16 protein-coding genes are annotated in these 23333 nt (G+C 42.8%); 4 read left to right on the plus strand and 12 right to left on the minus strand.

Annotated features, from left to right (window positions below; all coding sequences use genetic code 11):
- Nucleotides 1-2: 2 nt before the first annotated feature.
- The 12 genes from GR929_RS08085 to GR929_RS08140 all read right to left on the minus strand — a co-directional run bounded on the left by GR929_RS08085 (nucleotide 3) and on the right by GR929_RS08140 (nucleotide 13201).
- Nucleotides 3-2510, minus strand: coding sequence for a heavy metal translocating P-type ATPase (locus GR929_RS08085; protein WP_159518610.1), 2508 nt, complete (start codon nucleotides 2508-2510; stop codon nucleotides 3-5).
- Between the two features lie 67 nt (nucleotides 2511-2577).
- Complete coding sequence (locus GR929_RS08090; RefSeq protein WP_053180870.1) at nucleotides 2578-2997, minus strand: DUF302 domain-containing protein; 420 nt, start codon at nucleotides 2995-2997, stop codon at nucleotides 2578-2580.
- A 63-nt stretch (nucleotides 2998-3060) separates the two neighbouring features.
- Nucleotides 3061-3381 carry a hypothetical protein gene (locus GR929_RS08095; protein ID WP_053180873.1) on the minus strand — a complete coding sequence of 107 codons (321 nt, stop codon included), beginning with the start codon at nucleotides 3379-3381 and terminating at the stop codon, nucleotides 3061-3063.
- A gap of 113 nt (nucleotides 3382-3494) precedes the next feature.
- Nucleotides 3495-4367: a prohibitin family protein gene (locus GR929_RS08100; RefSeq protein WP_159518612.1), complete on the minus strand. Its 873-nt coding sequence runs from the start codon at nucleotides 4365-4367 to the stop codon at nucleotides 3495-3497.
- A 23-nt stretch (nucleotides 4368-4390) separates the two neighbouring features.
- Nucleotides 4391-5188, minus strand: a complete 798-nt coding sequence (locus tag GR929_RS08105; protein WP_053180879.1) for an AlbA family DNA-binding domain-containing protein — start codon at nucleotides 5186-5188, stop codon at nucleotides 4391-4393.
- Between the two features lie 60 nt (nucleotides 5189-5248).
- Complete coding sequence (locus GR929_RS08110; RefSeq protein WP_159518613.1) at nucleotides 5249-5617, minus strand: zinc-ribbon domain-containing protein; 369 nt, start codon at nucleotides 5615-5617, stop codon at nucleotides 5249-5251.
- Between the two features lie 13 nt (nucleotides 5618-5630).
- A complete protein-coding gene (locus GR929_RS08115; RefSeq protein WP_053180885.1) occupies nucleotides 5631-5963 on the minus strand; it encodes a P-II family nitrogen regulator in 333 nt (110 codons plus the stop codon).
- A 50-nt stretch (nucleotides 5964-6013) separates the two neighbouring features.
- Complete coding sequence (locus GR929_RS08120) at nucleotides 6014-7279, minus strand: efflux RND transporter periplasmic adaptor subunit (RefSeq protein ID WP_157624536.1); 1266 nt, start codon at nucleotides 7277-7279, stop codon at nucleotides 6014-6016.
- A gap of 38 nt (nucleotides 7280-7317) precedes the next feature.
- Complete coding sequence (locus GR929_RS08125) at nucleotides 7318-11739, minus strand: CusA/CzcA family heavy metal efflux RND transporter (RefSeq protein WP_159518615.1); 4422 nt, start codon at nucleotides 11737-11739, stop codon at nucleotides 7318-7320.
- Between the two features lie 36 nt (nucleotides 11740-11775).
- Nucleotides 11776-12240, minus strand: a complete 465-nt coding sequence (locus GR929_RS08130; RefSeq protein WP_159518617.1) for a hypothetical protein — start codon at nucleotides 12238-12240, stop codon at nucleotides 11776-11778.
- Nucleotides 12241-12310: 70 nt separating this feature from the next.
- Nucleotides 12311-12709, minus strand: coding sequence for a hypothetical protein (locus GR929_RS08135; protein WP_159518619.1), 399 nt, complete (start codon nucleotides 12707-12709; stop codon nucleotides 12311-12313).
- 78 nt (nucleotides 12710-12787) lie between these two features.
- Entirely contained in the window at nucleotides 12788-13201 is a 414-nt protein-coding gene (locus GR929_RS08140; RefSeq protein WP_159518621.1) for a Fur family transcriptional regulator, read from the minus strand.
- 674 nt (nucleotides 13202-13875) lie between these two features.
- Between GR929_RS08140 and GR929_RS08145 the strand changes: the two genes are divergently transcribed.
- From GR929_RS08145 to GR929_RS08160, 4 genes are all read left to right on the plus strand, one after another.
- Nucleotides 13876-15303, plus strand: a complete 1428-nt coding sequence (locus tag GR929_RS08145; RefSeq protein ID WP_159518623.1) for a DUF3945 domain-containing protein — start codon at nucleotides 13876-13878, stop codon at nucleotides 15301-15303.
- 49 nt (nucleotides 15304-15352) lie between these two features.
- Entirely contained in the window at nucleotides 15353-17443 is a 2091-nt protein-coding gene (gene topB / locus GR929_RS08150) for a type IA DNA topoisomerase (RefSeq protein ID WP_159518624.1), read from the plus strand.
- Between the two features lie 264 nt (nucleotides 17444-17707).
- Complete coding sequence (locus GR929_RS08155) at nucleotides 17708-18115, plus strand: DUF1896 family protein (protein WP_159518626.1); 408 nt, start codon at nucleotides 17708-17710, stop codon at nucleotides 18113-18115.
- Nucleotides 18105-23333 carry a helicase-related protein gene (locus GR929_RS08160; protein ID WP_159518628.1) on the plus strand — a complete coding sequence of 1743 codons (5229 nt, stop codon included), beginning with the start codon at nucleotides 18105-18107 and terminating at the stop codon, nucleotides 23331-23333. The genes GR929_RS08155 and GR929_RS08160 overlap by 11 nt, the downstream gene beginning before the upstream one ends.

The following is a 23333-nucleotide window of genomic DNA, read 5'->3' on the forward strand; positions in this document are numbered from 1 at the left end:
TATTATTTTTTGTATGCCAATAATCTTAAAGCATTAAAAACCACTACCAGGGTTGAACCTTCGTGAATCAGCACGGCAATGCCAATGCCTGCCAGGCCAAGGATGGTTGACGGAATAAGTACAGCTACGATACCCAGGCTAATCCAAAGGTTTTGTTTTATGATACCTTTTGCTTTTCGGCTCAGCCCAATGGCAAAGGGAAGGATTTCCAGTTTGTCGCCCATCAGGGCAATATCGGCGGTTTCAAGCGCCACGTCAGAACCGGCCGCGCCCATGGCTATCCCCACGGTGCTGTTGGCCATGGCGGGGGCATCGTTCACGCCATCGCCTACCATGGCCAGCTTCGATTCCTCCTTTCTGAGTTTTTTTATCGCATCTACTTTTTCTTCAGGCAACAGGCTGCCCCAGGCATCGGTCAGGCCTATTTCTTTTGCCACGGCATCGGCCACTTTCTGGTTGTCGCCCGTGAGCATGACCATCCGTTTGATACCGGTTTTCTTTAATTGCTCCAGCGTACTTTTTGCCTCTGCCCGCGGTGTGTCCATTAAGGCTATGATGCCCACATATTCGTCATTCCGGCGAATAAGCATTGTGGTGTTCCCTTCTGCTTCAAGAGCTTTTACTTTTTCCGCAATTTTTTCCGAAGGTTTTTTATCATCGAGGGCTTCATACAGTTCCAGGTTGCCAATATATACTTTATCTTTTCCCAGTGTTGCCTTGATACCTTTTCCCAAAACGGCTTCCAGGTCTTTGGCCTCCGGAATAGTATTCCCTTCCAAACGTTTTTTGCCGTCCCTCACCACCGCCTTTGCCAACGGATGGTCGCTCAGGTTTTCCACGGCTATTGCCATTTTGAGTAATTCATTTTCATCGGTATTGTTCAATGGAACTACTTTGGTGAGTTTTGGTTTGCCTTCCGTAAGGGTTCCTGTTTTATCAAAAGCCAGGGCGGTTAAAACACCTAGGTCTTCCAGCGGCCGTCCGCCTTTGATAAGCACCCCGCTTTTTGCGGCCCTTGCTACTCCGCTCAGCACGGCGCTGGGCGTGGAAATGGCCAGCGCACAAGGACTGGCGGCTACCAGAACGGCCATTGCCCTGTAAAAGCTGTCGCCGAAATTTTCGTCAATAACCAAAAAAGCCCCGAGCAACAACACCACCAATCCCAAAACGGAAGGAACAAAGTATTTCTCGAACTTGTCGGTAAACCTTTGGGTGGGCGATTTTTGTGTTTGGGCTTCATTAACCAGTTTTACCAAACGGGAGAGCGTAGAGTCGCTGGCTTCCCTGGTGACTTTAATTTCCAGCGTGTTGTTGCCGTTGATGGTGCCTGAAAAAACCCTGTTTTCATCACGAATGTCCTTTTCGTTGGAGTAGTCCTTTTGGGGGTCATCCACGGGCATTTTATCCACCGGTACACTTTCGCCCGTTATTGGGGCCTGGTTCACGCTGCTTTCGCCGCTAACCACAACGCCATCGGACGGGATTTTAGTGTTGGGCTTCACTACGATAACGTCTCCGATACCCAGTTTTTCAATGCCTACCTCTTCTGTTTTCCCGTTCTTCTTTAGTAAGGCGGTTTTGGGGGCGAGTTCGGCCAAAGCAGCAATAGATTTGCGGGCTTTGTTCATAGCGAAATGTTCGAGTGCATGGCCCATACTGAACAGGAACAACAGCAAAGCGCCTTCGGCCCATTCGCCCAGTATAGCTGCTCCGATGGCTGCAACCAGCATGAGGAAATCAATTTCAAAACCCCCTTTGGCAACGGTTTGTATGGCTTCTTTGGCCGTGTAGAAACCACCAAAAAAATAAGCTCCGATGTACAGCGACAAGCTAACCCACGAAGGGACTGCATCCACGAAAGAGAGGCCAAAACCAATGGCCAGCAATATTCCGCAAATGATGGAGAAAATCAACTCCGTATTTTTACCCAAAAGGCCGCCATGGGCATGTTCATGTTCTTCCCCTTCTTTTTCTTCGTGTTCAGGCTTTTTTTCAGGCTGCTTGTCTTTCGGCGCTTTCTCCGTTTCTTTGATGCCGCGAAGATATTTCCCGACTTTTAAGGCAGTATCGGTTATACCAAGGCCTTCTTTTCGTAAAGCTTCAACTATTGCTGCTTCATCAATCTGCCTTGTGTCGAACTCAGCCCGTACCATTCCCGAGGCAGAAACCGATGCTTCAATGATACCGTTCAAGTCGCGCAGGCTGCGCTCGATACTGCGTGCATGGCGCGTGTGGCGGATGCCTTCTACGCCGATGAGCTTGTGCCCGGTTTTTTCGGTAATGGACGCCCCTGTTTGCCGGGCAATTGAACGTACACGGTCAATGGAAATCAATTCCGGGTCATAGTGAAAACAAAGCTGGGGTACGCCATTTTCGGCAGCTTCTGAAACGTGGACTTTTTCCAGCCCTTTTTGCTCCTGAAGCAGTGAGATAAGCTCCTGAACGCATTGGTCTTTTTCATCCGGTACTTCGGGTAAAATGAGTGGTATTTCTAACTTTAGTTTTTTCATTTTAGAAAGATGTTAATGGTTTACACAATTTTTAAAACAGTTGTCAATCCAAGGCCAATTTTTACAATTACATTCGTAAAAACTTTGAATCACTCAAAGTAGTGATTGATTCCATTACTCTCGCCAATTTCAATTTTATGGCATAAGTCAGAATAACCAGGAATTCATTATTAGAATCCTTTATTGAAGAAAAGGGGTCTATTGCTACTACTTTTACTTCATTCTTATTTATTTGTTGTAAAACAATATTAAAGGGTAACGAAGCCGTAATTTCCCCTTTCATGTCAAGAACATTATAAAGAAAATCCATATTACAGGCTCCCAGTACTACAAATTCAGGACATATATTGCCAAGTTTTAAGTAAACTTTTTCCTGCATATCAATTTCATAGAATAATTCAAAATCTTCCTTCTTTAAAGATATTTTTACTGCCTGTAAAATATCTTTAAAATTTCCTTTAATTACTTTGTTGAAATAGTATTCCATGGTAAAAAGTTTTAAGCCTAAACTCCCGCCAGTCAATAATTAAGAAAGCCTGATATACAATTTTCATCTCCTTTTTTTCTTTTTCTTTTGGTTTTGCAGGTTATTTGTATTCACTCTTTGCAAAATAATTAAGGCGGAATCCAGTTTCATTTCAATTCTATTCTGGTTTTCATGCAAATAATCCATCATGTAGTTAAGGTTGTCAATAATCTGTCCCTGAATTTTTAATATTTCAAGATGAATTACATCATCCGGAACCTTTTTTAGCAGCTCAATCTGAACAGAATCTGATTGAGAAACCTTAATACTATCGGGTACCTGCCCTTTTGAAGGATTGCAAAATACCATTAAAACAAACAGAAAATATACAGCTTTGCCTATCATATTATTAATTTTCAAATTATTTAAAAGGGGTATTTAAAAGATGTCAATTAATTAACAACCTGAGATTTATCTTTGATTCAAGAAAAATCTTTAAACACCCCTTATTATCTTTACTATCTTGATTGGTCATTCACTATCACCGGTGATTTACCATCGGTGACGATGATTTTCGAGTTAGGCGACCTTACTAAATCCCTGGTAATTTCAAGCGCTTTATATTCAATTACCTTATCGGTAAGTGAAGCGTTTAAAATATCGTTTGACTTTTTAACGGATTCTGCTTCAATTAAAAGCCGTTCGGCTTCCCGCTCTTGTTTTTCAATGACAAAGTCAAGCGCTATCCGTTTTTTGGCCACATCGAGTTCGGCTTCTTTTTTTTCTTTTTCAATTTGGTAATCCAGGTTTTTGCGTTGTATTTCCAAATCAATCTCGGTTTTTTTAGAAACCTGTTCGGCATTTAATTTTGCCTGGATGGTTTGTGTTATAGCAGATGGCAGGTCAATGTCTTTAATAAGTACCAGGTCGATAGAAAAGCCATATTTGCCAATGGTTTCTGCGAGTTTGTCCTTAACCGATTGTTCAACTTCGTTACGCTTTGTGATTAATTCGACAGCCGGATGATTAAGCCCTTCCTGGCGCACAGCTGTGATTAAGTTGTTAATGATAAGTGAACTTTGGTAATACCCATCGAATTTTTGATAAATGCTTTGTGCCGAATCCGGGATTAAATGATAAAGCAGGGTTATCTCGGAAGTTACTTCTATTCCTTCGCTGCTATGAAAACCAACTTTATCGGAATATTCGATAACCCGTGTATCAAAACGTTCTATTTTTGTGCTTATGATTCCCCGTCCATGCAGTCCGGGCGTCAGGATACCAGGTTGGATTTTTCCATATTTTACTTTTAATCCTACTTCGCCCGGTCGAATAACGGCACAACTGCTTAAAAGGGCAACAACTGCTGTAATTAATACTAATTTTCTCATGATAAACAATGTTTTAAAAAACTTTAATAATAAAATCCTACATTCTGGAATTTGAAACTTCGTTTTTGTTTTGATTCCAGATATTCAACCGTTTCACTGGTTGAAAGCGGATTGGTTACGTTTCCCGTTCGCAGGAAAAAAACTGTTTGATTGTTTTCCTTAAAATAAACAGGCCGTATAGAGCGCTCAATGAATAAGGAACATATTTCCTTATCGTTAATAGTATGGAATGACACCTGTATTTTACTACAGATATCTTTTCCAAAGGCATTTGAAATAATGAGCATCAGCCTTTGTTCAAAACCATCTTTGGTTTTCTTTTTTAACGACCAATAATCATTTTCCAGGCCTAAAATCTCGCCGAAATCATTAACACCAATTAATAAAGTACCTCCTTTCCCATTTAAAAATCCGGCGATTGATTTTAAAATTACATGTTCCAGGTTTTTGTCTGTTTTCACCTGGCGGTAGTCGTGCCTGAGCGATGATTTGAATTCTACTTTCTCATTTTCACCTTTCTCAATTAGTTTTAAGATATCTGAAGTGCCAGGTATTTTACCCTTTTTTCTTTTTTTGTAACGGTAAAAAAGAGTGGCAAAAACAATCCCGACTATAAGAATGGCCAAATCCATAAAAAAAATACCAATGTCTGCCGGGCGTAAAAGAACATGGTAGATATTCCATACAATTTTCAGGAACGAAGGTTGATGAGTCAAAAATTCATATTGGTATGTGGCAATTAAAAGTGGGGCTAAAACAAGGAAGAAGAATACACCCCCTATTAACTGCCATATAAACAAACCTTTAAAATATTTTTTCATGTCAATTATGTTTTAATCAAAAAAACCGGGGAAAAATATTTCCGCAGTATAGCTAAACCGTTAAACCCCGGCAGCACGACAATGCGGGCACCACCGGCCCTGCTTAATATTGTCGGGGTTCGACTGAAACCTGTGCCCGTGCTTACATTGCCACAACATTTTTGTTTTACAGTTTTTATATTCTTTTGAGAGGCATTTTCCACCCCTTTCACGGGCAAGAACATGCATCGCATCAATGCCCAAAGGTTGGGTGCCCGCACAATGCGGGCACCAACTTTCCCTGACTTTTATACTAAATGGAGTCGCAAACCATTGATGCCCTTTCTCACATTGCCAAAGTAGTTTTATCCTGCTATTAACATAATAATGAGACAAACATTTCCCTCCTTTCGCAAATGCTATTTTGTGCATTTCAAGTATACCTTCCATGGTTTCTATGCTATTAATCCAATCTAATATCCTTCCCTGTTTTTACACGAAAAGCTTTTTCAACATCCGAAATATAGATAAGGCCGTCCCCCGGGTTCCCGGTACGTCCCTGCTCCGAGATGATAGCAACAATTTTATCCACATTTTCTTTGTTGCATACAATTTCAATTTTGGCCACCTGGCTGTCGGTGATTGAGAATTGTGTTGAAACAGAGGGGTCAGAGTTTTCAAGGTTGCCCGTTCCTTCTGCTGATGAAACGGTGAGGTTGGGAAACCCTGCTTCGATTAAATGATGACATATATCATTAACTTTAAATGGCTTTACAAATGCTTTTATTTCTTTCATAATTTATTTTTTTTACATTGTTAAAAACATTACTGGTTCACACTTTATGCTTAATGACTGTGTGATGTCTGGCTCTTCTTCATTTCAGAAATCAGGTAATATGCATTGTTTAAGGCAAGCATTGCATCTTCCGGTAATGGTTCAAGCAGTTTCACTTCAACCCACCCATCTTCTTCAATTCCGGTTATTATCTCCACAGGTTGAAATGCCCACTCAGTTTCACCGTCTTCTTCATGTTTTTCTGCCATAAAAATGTACGATTTGCCTTCTTCTTCCACTATGGCGCCTTCGGGCAAAGCGGGCAAAAGATTACTTTCGGTGTGTATTTTGCCATTGATGTACATTCCTGTAATCAGATAACCTTCTTTTTTCTCAATTTCTGCATGTACATGCACGGCCTTCGGATTTTGTTCAAACTGCCTGCCCACTGCAAATATTTTGGCGGAAAGGGTTTTGCCGGGTGCCGATTGTACCGTGAAATACACTTTTTGCCCTTCTTTTACCTTATACACATCTTTTTCGAATACCATCAGGTCGGCATGGATATGCTCGTTGTTCACAACCATAAACATTTCTTTTTGCGGGTCAACGTACTGACCGAGCTGTATCAGCACTTTTTCGATATAACCATCAATAGGGCTTACCACTGGAATGGTTTCATAAATTTCCCCTTCCCGGATATTTTCAACATCGATACCGAGCATTTTTAACTGTGCCTCGTAGCCTTTTACTTCTCCTTTCATTGCCTGATAATCGGCCTGAACCTGCTGAAAGGCTTGCCCTGAACCAACCTTTTCCTCAAAGAGACGTTTCTGCCGCTCAAATTCCTTTTCGAGGAATTGTACCTGGCTATAGACTTTCAGGTAATCCGTCTGCAATTTTGCAATGTTGGGATGTGCCAGATAAGCAATTACCTCACCTTTGCTTACCTTGTCGCCCTCGATTACTTTAATGGAAGTTACATTGGCGCCAAGAATAGCTGTAATTGTTGCTTCATGCTGCGGGGGAACTTCCAACTGCCCGTTGGCCTCTACCACTCCCGAAAGTGCACGGACAGGCAGGGTATCAATTTCCATTCCCAGGCTGTTGAACTTCAAATCTGACAGATGCACTTCACGCATTCCACCTTCTTCTTCATGGCCCTCTTCTGCATGTCCTTCTTCTTCGTGGTTGTCTTCGTCATGCCCTTCTTCTTCGTGGGTTTCATGGGTTTCACCTTCATGTGCGTCTGAATTAGCTTCCTTATTATTGCCACAACCAATCAAACCCACCGTGACAAAAACAATTGCGAGAATTTGTATGATGTACTTTTTCATTTTTTATATTTTTTGAATTAATGATTTCTGTTTATTTTTCAATTTGATGTTTTTAAATAATATTCAAGTTGAAAGCGGCTATCGAGGTAACTCCCGAAGGCATTCCATGAATCGACTTCGATTTGCACAGCGTCTCTGATGTTTTGCAAAAAAGCTACGTAGTTTATGGCGCCTTCATTGTACGCTGTGATTGCTCCCTGGCGTTGTTCTCTGGCAAGGGGAAGCGCTTCATCGCGGTAATAGTTCCACGAATTGAGCCACTTGAAAAATTCTTCCCGGGTACTGCCCAGAAAAGAATTAAACTCAAGTTGTGTCTGCATTAAGTTTTGTCCGGCAATTTCCCGTTCAATCCTGGCAGATTGTACCCGGCCTAATTCCGGCCCGAAAACAAGGGGAATGCGGATTCCCACTTGGTAAGAATAAAACCCGCTTTCTCCTCCCACTTTCTGTTTATTGTATCCTCCACTGAGTTTTGGTAGAAATTGCGATTTTTGCTCCCTGATAGTTGCATCTGCCACGTTAATACGCTGCCGGGCAAAATTTAGTATTGGGTGGACGCCGGCAGTATTTGAAATTAAATCAGCAGAATTTTCCAAAGTGCTTACCGGCACTTTTGAAACAGTATAAAGCGTATCGCCGGCAAACCAAGCGTTAAGTTTTTGAAGGGCTGCGAGGTAATCGTACCAGGCCTGTTCTTTTTGTATTTGCACCTGATTGGCTTCGTTTATTGTGGCAAGATATTCCAGTCTGGAGCTTGCCTGAGTTTCCAGCCTAAGCTCGGCTGCCCTTTTTATATCTGCAAAAACGGAATCGAGACCATTGTACACCCGGTAGTTATTCCAGGTAGCATACGCATTTCCCCAGGCGCGTTTGACTTCCCGCTCTACTTCAATTTCAGTAAGGTTAAGAGCCGATTCTGCAAGTGTAATATATTCTTCCTGCAGCTTTAATTTCGGCGAAATTCCGAACACATCGATTCCTCCCTGTTGTATGCCAATTTGGGTATAAATACCATCGGAACCGTTTCCAACTTCTTCTTTTCCGGTGAAGATTTCCGTGTTTCCCAAATCCCACGCAGTTTTTTTCAATACCTCCTGATTTTCAATCTCCAGGCGTGCCGATTGTATTTTCGGGTAACTTTCAACCGCAAGTTCACTGGCTTCCTCCAGTGTAATGGCGGGCAGGTTCCTGAAAATTGAGTTGATGGAATTTGAATTCTCCTGAGCTTTTGTTGCAGTAGGCAAACCTATTAATCCGGCAGCAATTAATAACACCATTAATGTTTTCGCTGATGCCGTTGGCTTTATCTTCTTTTTACCCCTTGATTCTACGAAAGTATAGAGTATTGGCAGTACAATAAGTGTTAATAATGTAGCCGTAAGCATGCCTCCAATAACCACAGTAGCTAACGGGCGTTGTACTTCGGCTCCTGCAGATGTTGAAAATGCCATGGGTAAAAACCCGAGTATATCTGTAGAAGCTGTAAGCATAATTGGGCGTATTCTTTCCTTTGTACCGGTTAAAATCCGTTCTCTGATGTTAGAAACTCCTTCCATTTTCAGCGAATTAAACCGGTTGATTAAAACCAGGCCATTGAGCACTGCAACTCCAAAAAGTACAATAAACCCAACACCGGCCGAAATACTAAAAGGCATATCTCTTATCCACAAGGCATACACACCGCCAATGGCTGCCAGTGGAATAGCAATGTAAATCATAATGGATTGTGTAAAGGATTTAAGTGCAAAGTAGAGAAGCACGAATATGAGAAAGAGTGCGATTGGCACAACAATCGATAAACGGTTTTTAGCACGCTGCAGATTTTCAAATTCTCCACCATAGGAAATATAATAGCCAGGCGGAAGTTCAAGTTCTGCATCCAGCTTTTCCTGGATATCGGTTACTACCGATTCAACATCGCGTCCCCTGGTATTAATTCCTACATAGGTTCTGCGATAGGTATTTTCACGGGAAATCTGCATAGGGCCCGGAATATAGTCGATATCGGCTATTTCTTTAATTGGCACCTGTGTGCCGTCGGGTAAATCAATAAAAAGCTGGCGCAGGTCGTCAATACTCTTCCGGTGGGATTCATCGAAACGGATAACCATGTCGAACCGTTTTTCCCCTTCGAAGATGGCTCCTGCTACTCCTCCGGCAAAAGCGGTGCTTACATACTCGTTGGCTTTTTGAATATCCAATCCGTATTGGGCAATTTTTTCGCGGTTGTAGCGAACGGTCATTTGCGGCAACCCCGATGTACGCTCCGGGCTCACATCGCCTACTCCAGGAATGGTTTGAATAATTTCAGCCATTTGCTCCGATTTCTGCGCAAGTATATCCAGGTCTTCGCCAAACAATTTTACGGCTACATCTTCACGAACCCCTGTAAGCAATTCGTTGAAACGAAGCTCAACCGGTTGGCTAAAAACAAGGTTTACACCGGTTAATTTTTCATCTAGGAGTTCTTTTATTTTGCCAATCAGCTCCTCAGTAGATTCTGCGCTTGTCCATTTATCCATGTCCTTTTCGAGGATGATAAATAAATCAGCGATATCCATGGGCATGGGGTCTGTTGGAATATCGGCCACCCCAATACGGGCCAGGGCTGTTTTTACTTCAGGAAAATTTTCCAGTAAAAGCGTTTCAATTTCGGTGGAAACATCTATTGCTTCACTCAACCCACTCCCCGGGCGAATTAAAGCCTGCATGGCAATATCCCCTTCATCTAACTGGGGCACAAATTCACCTCCCATTCGCGAAAAAGTATATACGGTAACGCTCAGTATCACGATGGATAGAATGATAACTACGGCTTTGAAACGTAAAGCAATTTTTAAAAACGGAAGGTATACCCGATGTATACCGCCAATAATTTTCTCACTGAGCGTTTCCAGTTTCCGTTCAAATTTTCCAAACCAGTTCTTTTTGTTTTGAATCGGCTTCATAAACAGGGCCGACATCATGGGCACATACGTGAGGCAAAGAATAATGGCGCCAATCATTGCAAATCCGAAGGTGTATGCCATTGGCTGAAACATTTTTCCTTCCACGCCAGTTAGAAAAAGTATGGGGGCAAAAACAATAAGGATAATGATTTGTCCGAAAAAGGCTGAACCCATCATGGTGCTTCCTGAATCATAGGCCACCTCGTCCATTGTTTTCTGGTTAAAAATATGCTTTCCGGCTTTTATACGTTTTTGTATTTCATACACCGTTCCTTCAATAATAATTACCGCGCCATCTATGATGATTCCAAAATCAATTGCTCCCAGGCTCATCAGGTTGGCCCATACATTAAACTGTTTCATTAATATAAAAGCAAAAAGAAGCGAGAGGGGGATAGTAGTGGCAGTGATAATACCGCCCCGCAGGCTACCCAGCAATATTACCAGCGCAAATATCACAATCAATGCCCCTTCCAAAAGGTTTTTCTTAACGGTATCTGTGGTTCTGGCAATAAGCTCGCTGCGGTCGAGAAAAGGTTTAATTTCCAGTCCTTCGGGCAATGATTTCTGGACTTCTGTCATCCTTTCCTTTACATTCTTGATTACAGCATTCGGGTTCTCTCCACGGAGCATAAGTACCATTCCCCCAACTGCTTCATGCCCATCCTGGGTGAAAGCGCCGTACCTTACCTGGCTTCCAAAGTGAACCTTTTCAACTACGTCCCTAATCAGGATTGGGATACCATCTTCATTCCTGATGACGATATTACGGATATCATCCAGCGAACGCACCAGGCCTTCGCCACGGATAAAGTTGGCCATGTTGTTTTTTTCGATATATGCGCCCCCGGTATTTACATTATTGCGCTGCAATGCCTCAAACACTTCAGAAATAGAAACATTGATAGCATTGAGTTTTTCGGGGTTGATGGCTATTTCATATTGCTTAACTTTCCCTCCAAAGGCATTTACCTCTATCACGCCGTCCACCATTGCCATTTGCCGTTTTACAATCCAATCTTGAATTGTACGGAGTTCAGTTGCAGAATAAACGGTGTCGTAACCGGGCATGGGTTTAATAGTATATTGATAAATTTCCCCCAGACCTGTGGTAATTGGCCCCATTGAGGGGGAACCAAATTTTTCAGGAATTTGCTCTTTTACTTCATTGAGCTTTTCCGAAACCAATTGCCGGGGCAGGTAAGTCCCCATTTTATCTTCAAATACAATGGTCACCACTGACAGGCCAAACCTTGAAATAGACCTTATTTCTGTTACCCCCGGCAAATTTGCCATTGCCAGCTCCACCGGGTAGGTCACAAATTGTTCTATGTCTTCTGTGGAAAGGTTTTCGGACACGGTAATCACCTGCACTTGGTTATTGGTAATATCCGGCACTGAACCGAGATTGACCGTTGACATGGAGTAGAGCCCCACTCCAATGAGGGCCAGCGTGAGCAGCCCCACAATAAATTTGTTTTTGATTGAAAAAGCAATGATTTTATTTATCATCTCCTATTGATTTTATTTGTTATTGACTTTGTTCCATTATTTTGATTCATAATACTTTTTAAAGTTTTGCTTGTTTTTGAAATAAGCAACTTCGGTTTTGTTCCTTTTTTTGAGACCAATTAAAGCATTTGCCTTTAACAGGGTATCACCCGAAACCGGGTCTGTTGCGTAGGCTGCCTCATTGAAATGATTTACCAAATGATTAAAACACGCCTGACTACAGAAATAATAGGTTTCACCTTTGTATTCCGCTTTTGCGCTTTTATGAATTTGCAGGTTGTTCCCGTTCATACATATCCAATTGGCAGGCACTTCATGTTTAAACCAGGCAATTTTACGCCAGGCAAATCTTGTGTCGCACCAGTAGGTGTAAAAAATAAGAACAGACAATAGGCTGAATAAAAGGATGCTAAAACTAATCAGCATCGTCCTGTTAAATTTTTTATTGTCAAGCTTTTGCTTTTCAAGAAGCTCCTGCTTGCTTAATCTCTTCTTTTTCATGCTTAAAAGATTAAGTGATTAATATTGCCGATAAAATGCTTTACCGGGTTTAAAAAAAATCGAAAAGAAATTAAGCAGAAGCGGGGGGCGCCCTTAACAAACGGCTGGAAAGGAATATTTGTTTCTGTGTGAGACTACTGACGAAGGGGGGATAAATAACGTCATTTAATTTTGATGCTATAAGAAAGTCTTTATCGAAGCTAAAAAGGTCGAAATGGGAAATGAATGTGGCAGGAGAATTAACAACAATATCATTTGCCTTTTCAGAAATAATAAGATTAAAGGCATGGCAATGCGTATCCGGGTTTTCATTGTGTTTAACCGTATTAGTGCTTTCACATTCTAAATTTTCTGAATGAGCTTCTACGGAATCGAAATGATGGTGATGGGGAATAACAGCATGGGCAAAAATAATTATCCCGGTAATCAGGATAAGAAATGTACCATTATATTTTTCTTTTAAGCTCAAGCTATTATCTGCTTTTCTTGTTATTTAAAATTATAACGGCAAATATACTAAAAAGTTGATGCAACCCGGTTGCAAAGTTTATTTTTTGCAATTTGAACAAACTCCTTTTATTACCATATTTACGCTTTCGAGGTAAAAGCTATTGGGAAGGTTTATTGTCGGAACAGGTATGTCGTTCAAACAAAAGGTTTGATTGCATTTTGTGCAAAGGAAATGAACGTGAAGGTCTTCGGGCTGGCACTCGCAGGTTTCCTGGCACAAAGCATATTTTACAGAACCCGAACCATCTTCAATCGAATGAATCAGTTTATTTTCCTGAAATGTTTTTAGCGTTCGATACAAAGTTGCTTTATCTGCTTTTTCAAATTTTATTTCTAATTCAGGCAAACTAATAGCCGTTTTTTGTTCGGTCAAAACTTTAAAAACCAATTGTCGCATTGCGGTTGGCTTAATGTTTTTATCCTGTAATTTTTTATCTATTTCCTTTTTCATCTTGTCCAATATTCAACTGTTTTTATTGGCTCAAAGATAACAATTTAGCACGGGTGTGTTGGCAAAAACGCAACCATTAAGAATCCATCAAATATGTCGTGAGTTGCCAAAGAACTAATTTTTTTTTGAATTATTGAACACTATCCAGTTGCCTCGGCATTTCTCCCTCACTGTTTCAACCGCACCGCTGCTCATAATTCGCAGTTTATCGGTACTCCTTCAACTGTTCGGTCGAAAAGCCTTGTACACCACACGGCAAAAGAACACCTTCCATTGCATTACAGGGATACATTTGTCTTTTGCCTCTCGCAGTAAATTTCGAATTATTGTTCCAGTGCCTCCAGCCCCTTTATTTCATTTGCTCATGCCTCGCTACTTGCATTCAGGAGCTTTTCAGCACCGCGCACAAGAGTAACAACTTCACTTCACTATGCTCACCCTGCCTTCGTACAGACTTCGTTCCGTTACGTTCAGCCCTTACACTTGTCTTTGCCCACGCTACTGTAATAGTTTAATAAAGCCTATTGGCCTTTTTGATAAAGGCAGAATTAATAGTTTCCTAATATTGCCAAAAGACAAACCCTACATCATTCAAGACAAGTACTACAACGATTTAATAACCACTAATCCAAAGCCATAATTTCAACACATTATTAATTTAAAATGTACGAATTATGGATAAAGAATTAACATCCGAAACCTTACTGGTTGCCGAAGAAAAAGAGCAAGGCAAACCGGTTGTAAAAGTAGCAACAGGGGAACTCGACAAAAACGGGACTCCCAAAACCGTATCGACCCGGGACAAAAGCAACCCGGATTTCCTGAAAATCGACCGGCATGGCAATGCGCTGGAAAATTTCTTTTCCAACTTCATGCGCCAGTGCAAAAATCCCACCCAATTTAGTTTTTTCAAAGTACCAATAAACAGTGTTTCTGAAATGAGCATCGTTATTGGCGACATCCTGAAAAACGGCTATGAATCGGGCAAAGAACTGCTGGATGAATACCGGGTAAAACAAGAAGACTACCACAAAATGCAAAACAAAGAACAAAAGTCGGAAGAACAGAAGCAACAAACAGAAAAAACTGATGCAACACGAGCTGGCCAGGAAAAGAAACCAACAGCCATATCAGAAAACGAAGTGGACTGGGACAGCTTGCAAAAGTTGGGTGTTAGTAAAGAAATGCTGCAAAAAAGGGATTGCCTGGAAACCATGCTCAACTTTGGAAAATCCCCGCTGCTCCCTGTAAAGATGGATTTGGAAGGGATAACTGTTGACACGCAGGCAAGGCTGGCATTCCGTAAAGGAGAAGATGATAAACTGACTGTTGCCGTACACGGGGTACGCCAACAACCTGAACTGGACAAACCGTTTTACGGCCATCATTTTACTGATGAGGAGAAAAAGGTTTTATCGGAAACCGGCAACCTCGGAAAAGTGCTTGACCTGAAAAAGACAGACGGTTCAACGCTTCCGGTATATGTAAGTGTCGATAAACTGACCAACGAAATAGTCGCCCTGCGAGCCGACAAGGTAAATATTCCGAACGAAATCAAAGGCGTGCGCCTGGACGATAAGCAGAAACAAGGGCTACAAGGGGGGAAAGCAGTTTTGGTGGAAAACATGACAGCCCGGAGCGGAAAAGAATTCTCGGCACATTTACAGGTCAACGCAGAAAAACGAGGGTTAGAATTCATATTTAATAACCAGGCCCAGAACCAACAAAACGACCTCCGGATTCCTTCGAAGCTTGGAGGGGTAAATCTGTCCAAACAACAGCAAGTCGACCTGAAAGCGGAAAAAACTATTTACGTGGAAGGGCTAACCGATAAAAAAGGGGAAAAATACAATGCGTACATCAAGGTAAACCCTGAAAAAGGCAAGCTTGATTTTTTCAAATGGAACCCCGATAAAGCACAGGAGAAAATACCTGACAATGCCCATCGGACACAGGAAGCTGTCAATTCACAGGGCAAAACCAACGAAGCCACTAAAAATATAAAAAAACCTCTGAAGGCGGGACAAACCCGACCTAACGGGAAACAACAACGGGAAACAGACAAACAGCAAAAGCCCAAAGCAAAAGGGCTGAAAGTGTAAAGACCTGAGCATCGCGAAAATAACTAAAAACAAATAACAAAAATTAAATATGAAAGCGATATTAGCAGAAAAACCAAGTATGGCCAAAGAAATAGCCCGGATAGCAGGGGCCACAAAAAGACAGGACGGATACCTGGAAGGAAACGGGTATGTGGTTACCTGGGCTTTAGGGCATTTAATCGGCCTGGCCATGCCGGATGAGTACGGTTACCAAAGTTTTCAAAAAGAAAACCTGCCCATACTCCCGGCAGAATTTATTTTAACGCCACGTAATATAAAAGCAGGAAAATCTTACCAGTTTGATAAAAGGGCCTTACAACAACTGGAAGTTATCGAATCCGTTTTTAACCGGTGCAGCCAAATTATCGTGGCCACCGATGCCGGACGTGAAGGGGAACTTATTTTCCGGTACATTTATAATTACCTGGGCTGCAAAAAGCCCTTTTCCCGCTTGTGGATAAACAGCCTGACTGACAAAGCAATCAGGGAAGGGCTTAACAACCTGAAAGACGGACACGATTACGACAACCTTTACCGGGCGGCCAAAGCCCGGAGCGAATCGGACTGGCTGGTGGGGATAAACGCTACGCAAGCCATTACCGTAAATGCCGGGCACTGCTTATATTCGCTTGGCCGGGTACAAACCCCGACGCTGAGAATGGTCTGTAAACGCTTACTGGAAAACAAAAACTTTGTTTCAAAGCCCTACTGGGTAGTGGAGGCAGAACTGGAAAAAGACGGACTGGCCGTTAAAGCCCTTGCTGTCTCAGAATTTGAAGATGAAGAAAAAGCAAAACAGGTTTTACAGTTAATCAGGGATTCAGAGCAGTTAAACGTTGCGGTTGTTAAAACCAAACGACGTACCGAAAAGCCGCCGTTGCTTTACGATTTGACCACCCTGCAAAAGGATGCCAACAGCAAGCTGGGTTTTTCGGCTGCCCAAACTTTGAGTATTGCGCAAAAACTTTATCAAGATAAGCTCATCACTTATCCACGTACCGGAAGCCGTTTTATACCGAGGGATGTTTTCGACGAAATACGTTCATTAATCATTGTTTTAAAACAGCACCCAGCTTTGGGCGATTATGCGAAAAACCTGAACCCACTGAATAACCATTGCGTCAATGATGGAAAGGTAACCGACCACCATGCACTGCTGATAACCGGGAATGAATCCGAAGGGTTGAAAAAAGAAGAACTGGCCATTTATGATATGATTGCCGGTCGGATACTGGAAGCTTTCTCCCCGAACTGTCAAAAGGAAATAACCCAGGTTGGTTTCAACTGTAACGGCATTGAGTTAAAAGCCAATGGAACCGTTATCACAACCAAAGGCTGGCGGGCTGTACTTAATATCGGCGAAGAAAACGAAATGGCATTGCCTGAGTTTTCCGAAGGGGAACAATTGCCCATAATCCGGGCTGAAATCCTTAAGAGGCAGACAAAGCCGAAACCATTGCTGACCGAAGCCGCTTTGTTGTCAGCCATGGAAAGTGCCGGGAAAGAACTGGAAAACGAGGACTACCGCAAAAGCCTGAACGATGTCGGCATCGGCACTCCTGCCACCCGTGCATCTATTATAGAGACTTTGCTTACAAGGGAATATATAAAAAGGCAGGGAAAATCACTTGCCCCTACCGAAAAAGGGCTGGCTGTTTATGCCGTTGTAAAAGATATGAAAATTGCCGATGTGGAAATGACAGGAAACTGGGAATTCGACCTGGCACGTATTGAACAGGGAGCTATTGACGCCGGGACATTTTTACGGGGAATCCGGCAATACACAACACAAATCACCGAAGAACTGCTCCAAAGCAAACGGAAGATAGAAATAAACGATACTCCCGGCGTTGTTTGCCCGAAATGCAAAAAGGGGAAAGTGTTTTTCTATTCCAAGGTTGCCAAATGCGACCATGCAGATTGCGGACTTGTCATTTTTCGGAATGTTTGTGGCAAAATACTGACTGACGCTCAAATCGGCCAGTTGCTGTGCAGCGGAAAAACCTCTGAAATAAAAGGCTTCAAAAGCAAAAAGGACAATACTTTCAATGCAATTCTGGTATTAAAAGAAGATTTCAAAACAGGTTTTGAGTTTGTGCCCGATAGAAAGTCTTTAACTAGAAATGATACCTGTAACTGATGCTCTGCGGTACCTTGACGCCTGCTCATTCAAAACTGCGGCGATACCCCGCTACGCCGGGGACGCAGCAGTTTTTTTTCATTCACAAACGCCAAAGAACCCCGCATATCCCGGGCAGGAAGGCAAAAGGGCATTTCACGGTTGACACCGGGCACGCCCTTTCACCACCCTGCTTTTCCGGGAGTGACTCACGTTAACAACCGGTTATTCCCGTTACAATTGAATTTTTTCTCAATAATGTGATTACTTAATACTCAACAAATCATGGAATTCTCTTATTTTCAATTACGCCTTTTCGCTTTTCTGGAAGAAAGCCATCCTGACAAAATCAATGACCTTCAATTTATCCGGCAACGCAGTGAACTGGCTGCACAGGCTTATTCAGAAGCCATCCAAAACGGACAAAATCACATTGAAGCCGGGCAGTTGGCCAAAGCAGAGTTATTCCGGGGGCTACACTTTTCAAAATACAATACCCTGTTTGAGATACTGTCAGAAGAATTTTATGATACGGTCAGCGATGAAAAAATTCAACAGTATGCACTGGAACTGCTGCCTTTATGCGAAGATGTTTTTGCAAAGTATAGTCTGAATGACGGCTTTGCCGATACACCCGAATACGAAAAGCTATACACTGAATTAACCGGAAAAATTGTTGTGTATGGCTTATAACAAAAGACAACACCTGCTGGACAATACAGAAGCCTTCCGCACACTTTTTCGCCTGGAGAAAGAGAACAGGCAACCATCTGGCGAAGAACTGGCCGCTTTGCGCAAATTCTCCGGGTTTGGTGGCCTGAAATGTGTCTTAAACCCGGTGAAAGATTTAAGTGATGCTATGCGCTGGACAAAATCTGATTTGCCGTTGTTCCCACTGGTCAGGGAACTGCATAAAGTAATTTTTGAAAACAGCGTGGATAGGAACCAGTACCGCCAATACTACAACAGCCTGAAAAATTCCGTACTGTCTGCTTTTTACACGCCCCCTGAAATTGTCAATACACTGGCAGAGTCAACGAAAGATGCAGGTATAATCCCGGGACGTTTTTTAGACCCTTCTGCCGGAATGGGCGAATTCATTTCAGCTTTTAATAATCAGGGAACCATTGAAGAAACTGTTGGTTTTGAAAAGGATTTGCTGACCGGTAAAATGCTTGGGTACCTTTATACCGGTAGAACAATCAGGACGGAGGGTTTTGAAAATATCAGGGAAAGCCGTAATAATTGCTTTGACCTGACGGCCTCCAATATCCCTTTCGGGGATATGGCCGTTTTCGACCCTGCTTTTCATGGTTCATCGGTAGTTGCCGAAAAAATGGCAACCAGTGCCATCCATAATTATTTTTTCCTGAAAGCGGTCAATACCCTTCGGGAAGGGGGCATACTTGCTTTTATTACTTCACAGGGAGTGATGGATTCCCCGAAAAACCAACCTGTACGCAACTGGTTAATGGGTGAATGCAGCCTGGTGTCCGCTATCCGCCTGCCCAATAACCTGTTTGCGGATTATGCCGGTACCAATGTGGGAAGCGACCTTATTATCCTGCAAAAAAATGGTTACAAGGACCGTATCTCCGACCGGGAAGAAGCTTTTATCCACAGCCGTCCGCTCTCTTCCGGTATCATAGTAAACGATTATTTTCAGGACATGCAGCGTATTGTGCATACCAAAGGTTTCATCGATACCGACCCTTACGGCAAACCGGCATGGATATACGAACATAAAGGAGGGGTAAAAGGAATTGCAGGGGACATGCGGAAAATGCTACAAAATGACCTGTCCCGCTATTTGGATATTGAACTGTTTAACCACCATAGTGATAAGAACCATCAGAAAGAAGCTCAACCTGAACCAATACAACGTACACAATCAAAACAGCAGGGAATAAGCTCTCAAAAGAAAGAAACTAATAACAACCCAACGCAACCCGTAAAAGTGCAATCCGGGGGTACACAACTCAGCCTATTTGACCAGTTTGAAGCTGCACCAAACACCCGGAAGGAAAAACCCCAAAAAGAAAAATTTGAACCACGTCCCTTTGAAGGAGAACTACACGGTTTTCTGTTGGATGGCAGTCTGGTAGCAGTTAATGGTTCCCAGATTGGTTATTTAAGGAACAAAAACGAGAAAGGTGCGATGTTTCATCCCCTGGACATCGGGCAAAAACAAAGGGGCATAATCCGCTCTTACATCGGGATACGGGATGCCTATGAGCAGCTTTACCACTCTGAATCTAAGGAGAAGAAAGAGAATCCCGAAATGCGCAAATTGTTAAACAGCCAATACGACACTTTTATCCAAAAGTATGGGTTCCTGAATGCTCCTGAAAACCTGAAAACCATTAAAATGGATAAAGGGGCATTGTCTGTTTTGGCTTTGGAGCGATACATAAATGGTAAAGCAGAAAAGGCCGATATTTTCCACACTCCTGTGAGTTTTTCCAATTCAAACCAAATGGGAAATGCCAGCTCGGAAGAAGCGCTGGCTTTGTCCTTGAACCGGACAGGGACAGTTGACCTGGATTTTATGGCCCGGCAAACAGGTCTGGAGGTTTCGGAGATAAAAGAACAATTACACGGGCATATTTATTTTAACCCCTTGGAAGAGAGCTATGAAACTGCCGACAAATTTCTGGCCGGGAACGTGGTACAAAAGGCAGGTTTAATAAAAAAGTACCTCGAAGAAAATGATGGTGATTCTGCTATTGGTAATAAACAGGAGGCAATTGAAGCTTATCATGCTTTAGAAAAAGTCATCCCTGAACCAATTAGATTTGAGCAACTGGATTTTAACCTGGGAGAACGGTGGATACCCGCCGGGATTTATGAGAAGTACGCCTCTTATTTGTTTGACACTGATGTTAAAGTACATTACCTTCCAAACCTTGATGAGTTTTCAGTTGAGACAAGCCATTACACCGCCCAAATCTACGACAAGTTTTGTGTACGCAGCCAAAGCCGTTCGTATAACGGGATGGCCCTCTTGAAACATGCATTGCTGAATACCACACCCAACATAACCAAAACCATTACCGTAGATGACAAAGAGGTAAAAGTCCCCGACAGTGAAGCTATCCAGATGGCCGGGAGTAAAATTGACGAAATACGGGAAGGTTTTACCAATTGGCTTTACGAACAATCCCCGGATTTTAAACAGCGGCTGTCCAGGCTGTACAACGACAAATTTAACTGTTTCGTCCGTCCCGCTTACGATGGCAGCCACCAGTCATTCCCAGGACTGGACTTAAAAGGGCTGGGGATAACGGATTTATACGACAGCCAGAAAGATGCTATTTGGATGTTAAAGCAAAACAGCGGGGGAATCTGCGACCACGAAGTAGGGGCTGGGAAAACACTGATAATGTGTTGCGCCGCTTACGAGATGAAGCGGTTGAATATTGCCGCAAAACCAATGATAATCGGGTTGAAAGCCAATGTGCACGAAATTGCGGAAACTTTCCGTACAGCTTATCCACATGCCAGAATCCTGTATCCTGGCAAACAGGACTTTACCCCACAGAAACGCCTGAAAATTTTTTACGACATTAAAAACAATAACTGGGATGCCATTATCCTGACCCACGACCAGTTCCAGAAAATACCGCAATCGCCGGAAATGCAGCAACGGATATTACAGGAGGAACTTAATAGCGTGGAAGAAAACCTGGAAGTACTCAAAGGACAGGGGGTAAATGTGTCTAATGCGATGTTAAAAGGGCTGCTGAAACGTCAATCCAACCTGGAAGCAAAACTCAAAGGTATTGCCTACCAGATAGAACAACGTACCGATGATGTTGTAGATTTTAAACAAATAGGTATTGACCACCTGTTTGTGGACGAGAGCCATAAATTTAAAAACCTGATGTTCAACACCCGGCATGACCGTGTGGCAGGATTGGGCAATTCGCAGGGAAGCCAACGGGCTTTAAACCTTTTGTTTGCCATCCGTACCATACAGGCTGATAAAAGCAAAGATTTGGGGGCAACTTTCCTTTCGGGGACAACCATCAGCAACTCGCTGACCGAACTGTACCTGCTGTTCAAATACCTGCGCCCTGAAGCCCTGGCCCGGCAGGATATTCATTGTTTTGATGCCTGGGCTGCCATCTATACGAAAAAAACAGCCGATTTTGAATTCTCCGTTACCAACCAGATTGTTCAGAAAGAGCGCTTCCGCTATTTTATAAAAGTACCTGAACTGGCTGCTTTCTATTCTGAAATAACCGACTACCGCACGGCCAAAGATGTGGGAATTGACCGCCCGGAAATGAATGAGCAGCTTTACCACATACCGCCCACACCTGAACAGGAAGATTTTATAAAAAGATTGATGGCTTTTGCCCAAAACGGTGATGCAACAATCCTGGGCAGGGAGCCCCTGTCGGAAAGGGAAGAAAAAGCAAAGATGCTGATTGCAACTGACTATGCCCGTAAAATGAGCCTGGACATGCGGATGATAAGCCCGCATTACGAAGACCACATCGACAATAAGGCATCGCATTGTGCAGCCAATATCGCTCTTTATTACCGAAAATACCAACAGCAAAAAGGGACACAGTTTGTGTTTTCTGATTTGGGAACATACAAACCCGGAGAATGGAGTGTTTACAGCGAAATCAAGCGAAAATTACATGAAGACCATGGCATCCCGGTCCATGAAGTCCGGTTTATCCAGGAAGCCAAAAGCGATAAAGCCCGCAAAGAGATTATTAAATGGATGAACAGTGGGCAGGTGCGGGTTTTGTTTGGTTCTACCGATATGCTCGGCACCGGGGTCAACGCACAGAAAAGGGCGGTGGCCATCCATCATCTGGACATTCCCTGGCGCCCTTCCGACCTCGAACAGCGTAACGGGAGGGCGGTGCGGAAAGGAAACGAGATTGCCAAAGCCTTTGCAGGGAACAAGTTGGACACTTTTATTTATGCCGTGGAAAAATCATTGGATTCGTACAAGTTCAACCTGTTGGCCAATAAGCAGTTGTTTATCCGGCAGTTGAAATCGAACAATATGGGCACCCGCACTATTGACGAGGGGGCAATGGATGAGAACTCGGGCATGAACTTTTCGGAATATGTGGCTATTTTATCCGGCAATACCGAACTGTTGGAGAAAGCAAAACTGCAAAAGAAAATTACTGCCTTGGAAAGTGAACGGAAAGCCTTCTACCGTTCCAGAAGTTCGTCGGAATACAAATTAGATGAAATACAACACGCCATTAAACACAACAATACTGTCATTAATGAAATGACAACTGACTGGGGTTTCTTCCGGGAATGTGTAAAGAAAGACAAGGAGGGAAACCTGTTGAACCCGGTCAGTCTGGATGGGCTGAATACTTCCGCTTATGAAACCGTTGGGGCAAAGCTTAACCAGATAAGTGATGTAATCAATACTAAAGGTGAATACCGGAAAATTGGGGAATTGTATGGGTTCCGGCTTTTGGTCAAATCGGAATTATCGGCCAAAGACGGGTCAATTTTTAGCGATGACAATTACATCAACAACCGTTTTTTTATCCAGGGGGGAAGTGGTTTAAAATATACCTACAACAATGGCCGGATAGCCCGTGACCCCAAACTGGCTTCCATGAACTTTTTGAATGCGCTGCACAAAATCCCGGAATTGATAGAAAATCATCAGGTGCAAAATGAAAAACTCAGAAAAGATATCCCTGTTTTGCAGGAAGTGGTTAACGGAAAATGGCGGAAAGAAGATGAACTTAATAAACTGAAAACGGAACTTTCGGTATTGGAACGGAAAATTAAGGTTTCGCTTGAAAGGCAAAGCCAACCGCATGAAAGTAATTTGGAGAAAGCTGAAAAAGAAAATGAGATGGCTGAACTAGAAGAAAAAAGAAATCCCTACCAGCTTAAGAGATGCAGGTTATAG

It is taken from the genome of Sunxiuqinia indica (assembly GCF_009847015.1).
Lineage (GTDB): Bacteria > Bacteroidota > Bacteroidia > Bacteroidales > Prolixibacteraceae > Sunxiuqinia > Sunxiuqinia indica.

Coding starts and splice junctions, on each gene's coding strand:
- GR929_RS08090 (WP_053180870.1), bottom strand. CDS start 2,997: ATGGAATACTATTTCAACAAAGTAATTAAAGGAAATTTTAAAGATATT.
- GR929_RS08095 (WP_053180873.1), bottom strand. CDS start 3,381: ATGATAGGCAAAGCTGTATATTTTCTGTTTGTTTTAATGGTATTTTGC.
- GR929_RS08115 (WP_053180885.1), bottom strand. CDS start 5,963: ATGAAAGAAATAAAAGCATTTGTAAAGCCATTTAAAGTTAATGATATA.
- GR929_RS08120 (WP_157624536.1), bottom strand. CDS start 7,279: ATGAAAAAGTACATCATACAAATTCTCGCAATTGTTTTTGTCACGGTG.
- GR929_RS08130 (WP_159518617.1), bottom strand. CDS start 12,240: ATGAAAAAGAAGAGATTAAGCAAGCAGGAGCTTCTTGAAAAGCAAAAG.
- GR929_RS08110 (WP_159518613.1), bottom strand. CDS start 5,617: ATGGAAGGTATACTTGAAATGCACAAAATAGCATTTGCGAAAGGAGGG.
- topB (WP_159518624.1), top strand. CDS start 15,353: ATGAAAGCGATATTAGCAGAAAAACCAAGTATGGCCAAAGAAATAGCC.
- GR929_RS08155 (WP_159518626.1), top strand. CDS start 17,708: ATGGAATTCTCTTATTTTCAATTACGCCTTTTCGCTTTTCTGGAAGAA.
- GR929_RS08100 (WP_159518612.1), bottom strand. CDS start 4,367: ATGAGAAAATTAGTATTAATTACAGCAGTTGTTGCCCTTTTAAGCAGT.
- GR929_RS08105 (WP_053180879.1), bottom strand. CDS start 5,188: ATGAAAAAATATTTTAAAGGTTTGTTTATATGGCAGTTAATAGGGGGT.
- GR929_RS08145 (WP_159518623.1), top strand. CDS start 13,876: ATGGATAAAGAATTAACATCCGAAACCTTACTGGTTGCCGAAGAAAAA.
- GR929_RS08125 (WP_159518615.1), bottom strand. CDS start 11,739: ATGATAAATAAAATCATTGCTTTTTCAATCAAAAACAAATTTATTGTG.
- GR929_RS08140 (WP_159518621.1), bottom strand. CDS start 13,201: ATGAAAAAGGAAATAGATAAAAAATTACAGGATAAAAACATTAAGCCA.
- GR929_RS08085 (WP_159518610.1), bottom strand. CDS start 2,510: ATGAAAAAACTAAAGTTAGAAATACCACTCATTTTACCCGAAGTACCG.
- GR929_RS08160 (WP_159518628.1), top strand. CDS start 18,105: ATGGCTTATAACAAAAGACAACACCTGCTGGACAATACAGAAGCCTTC.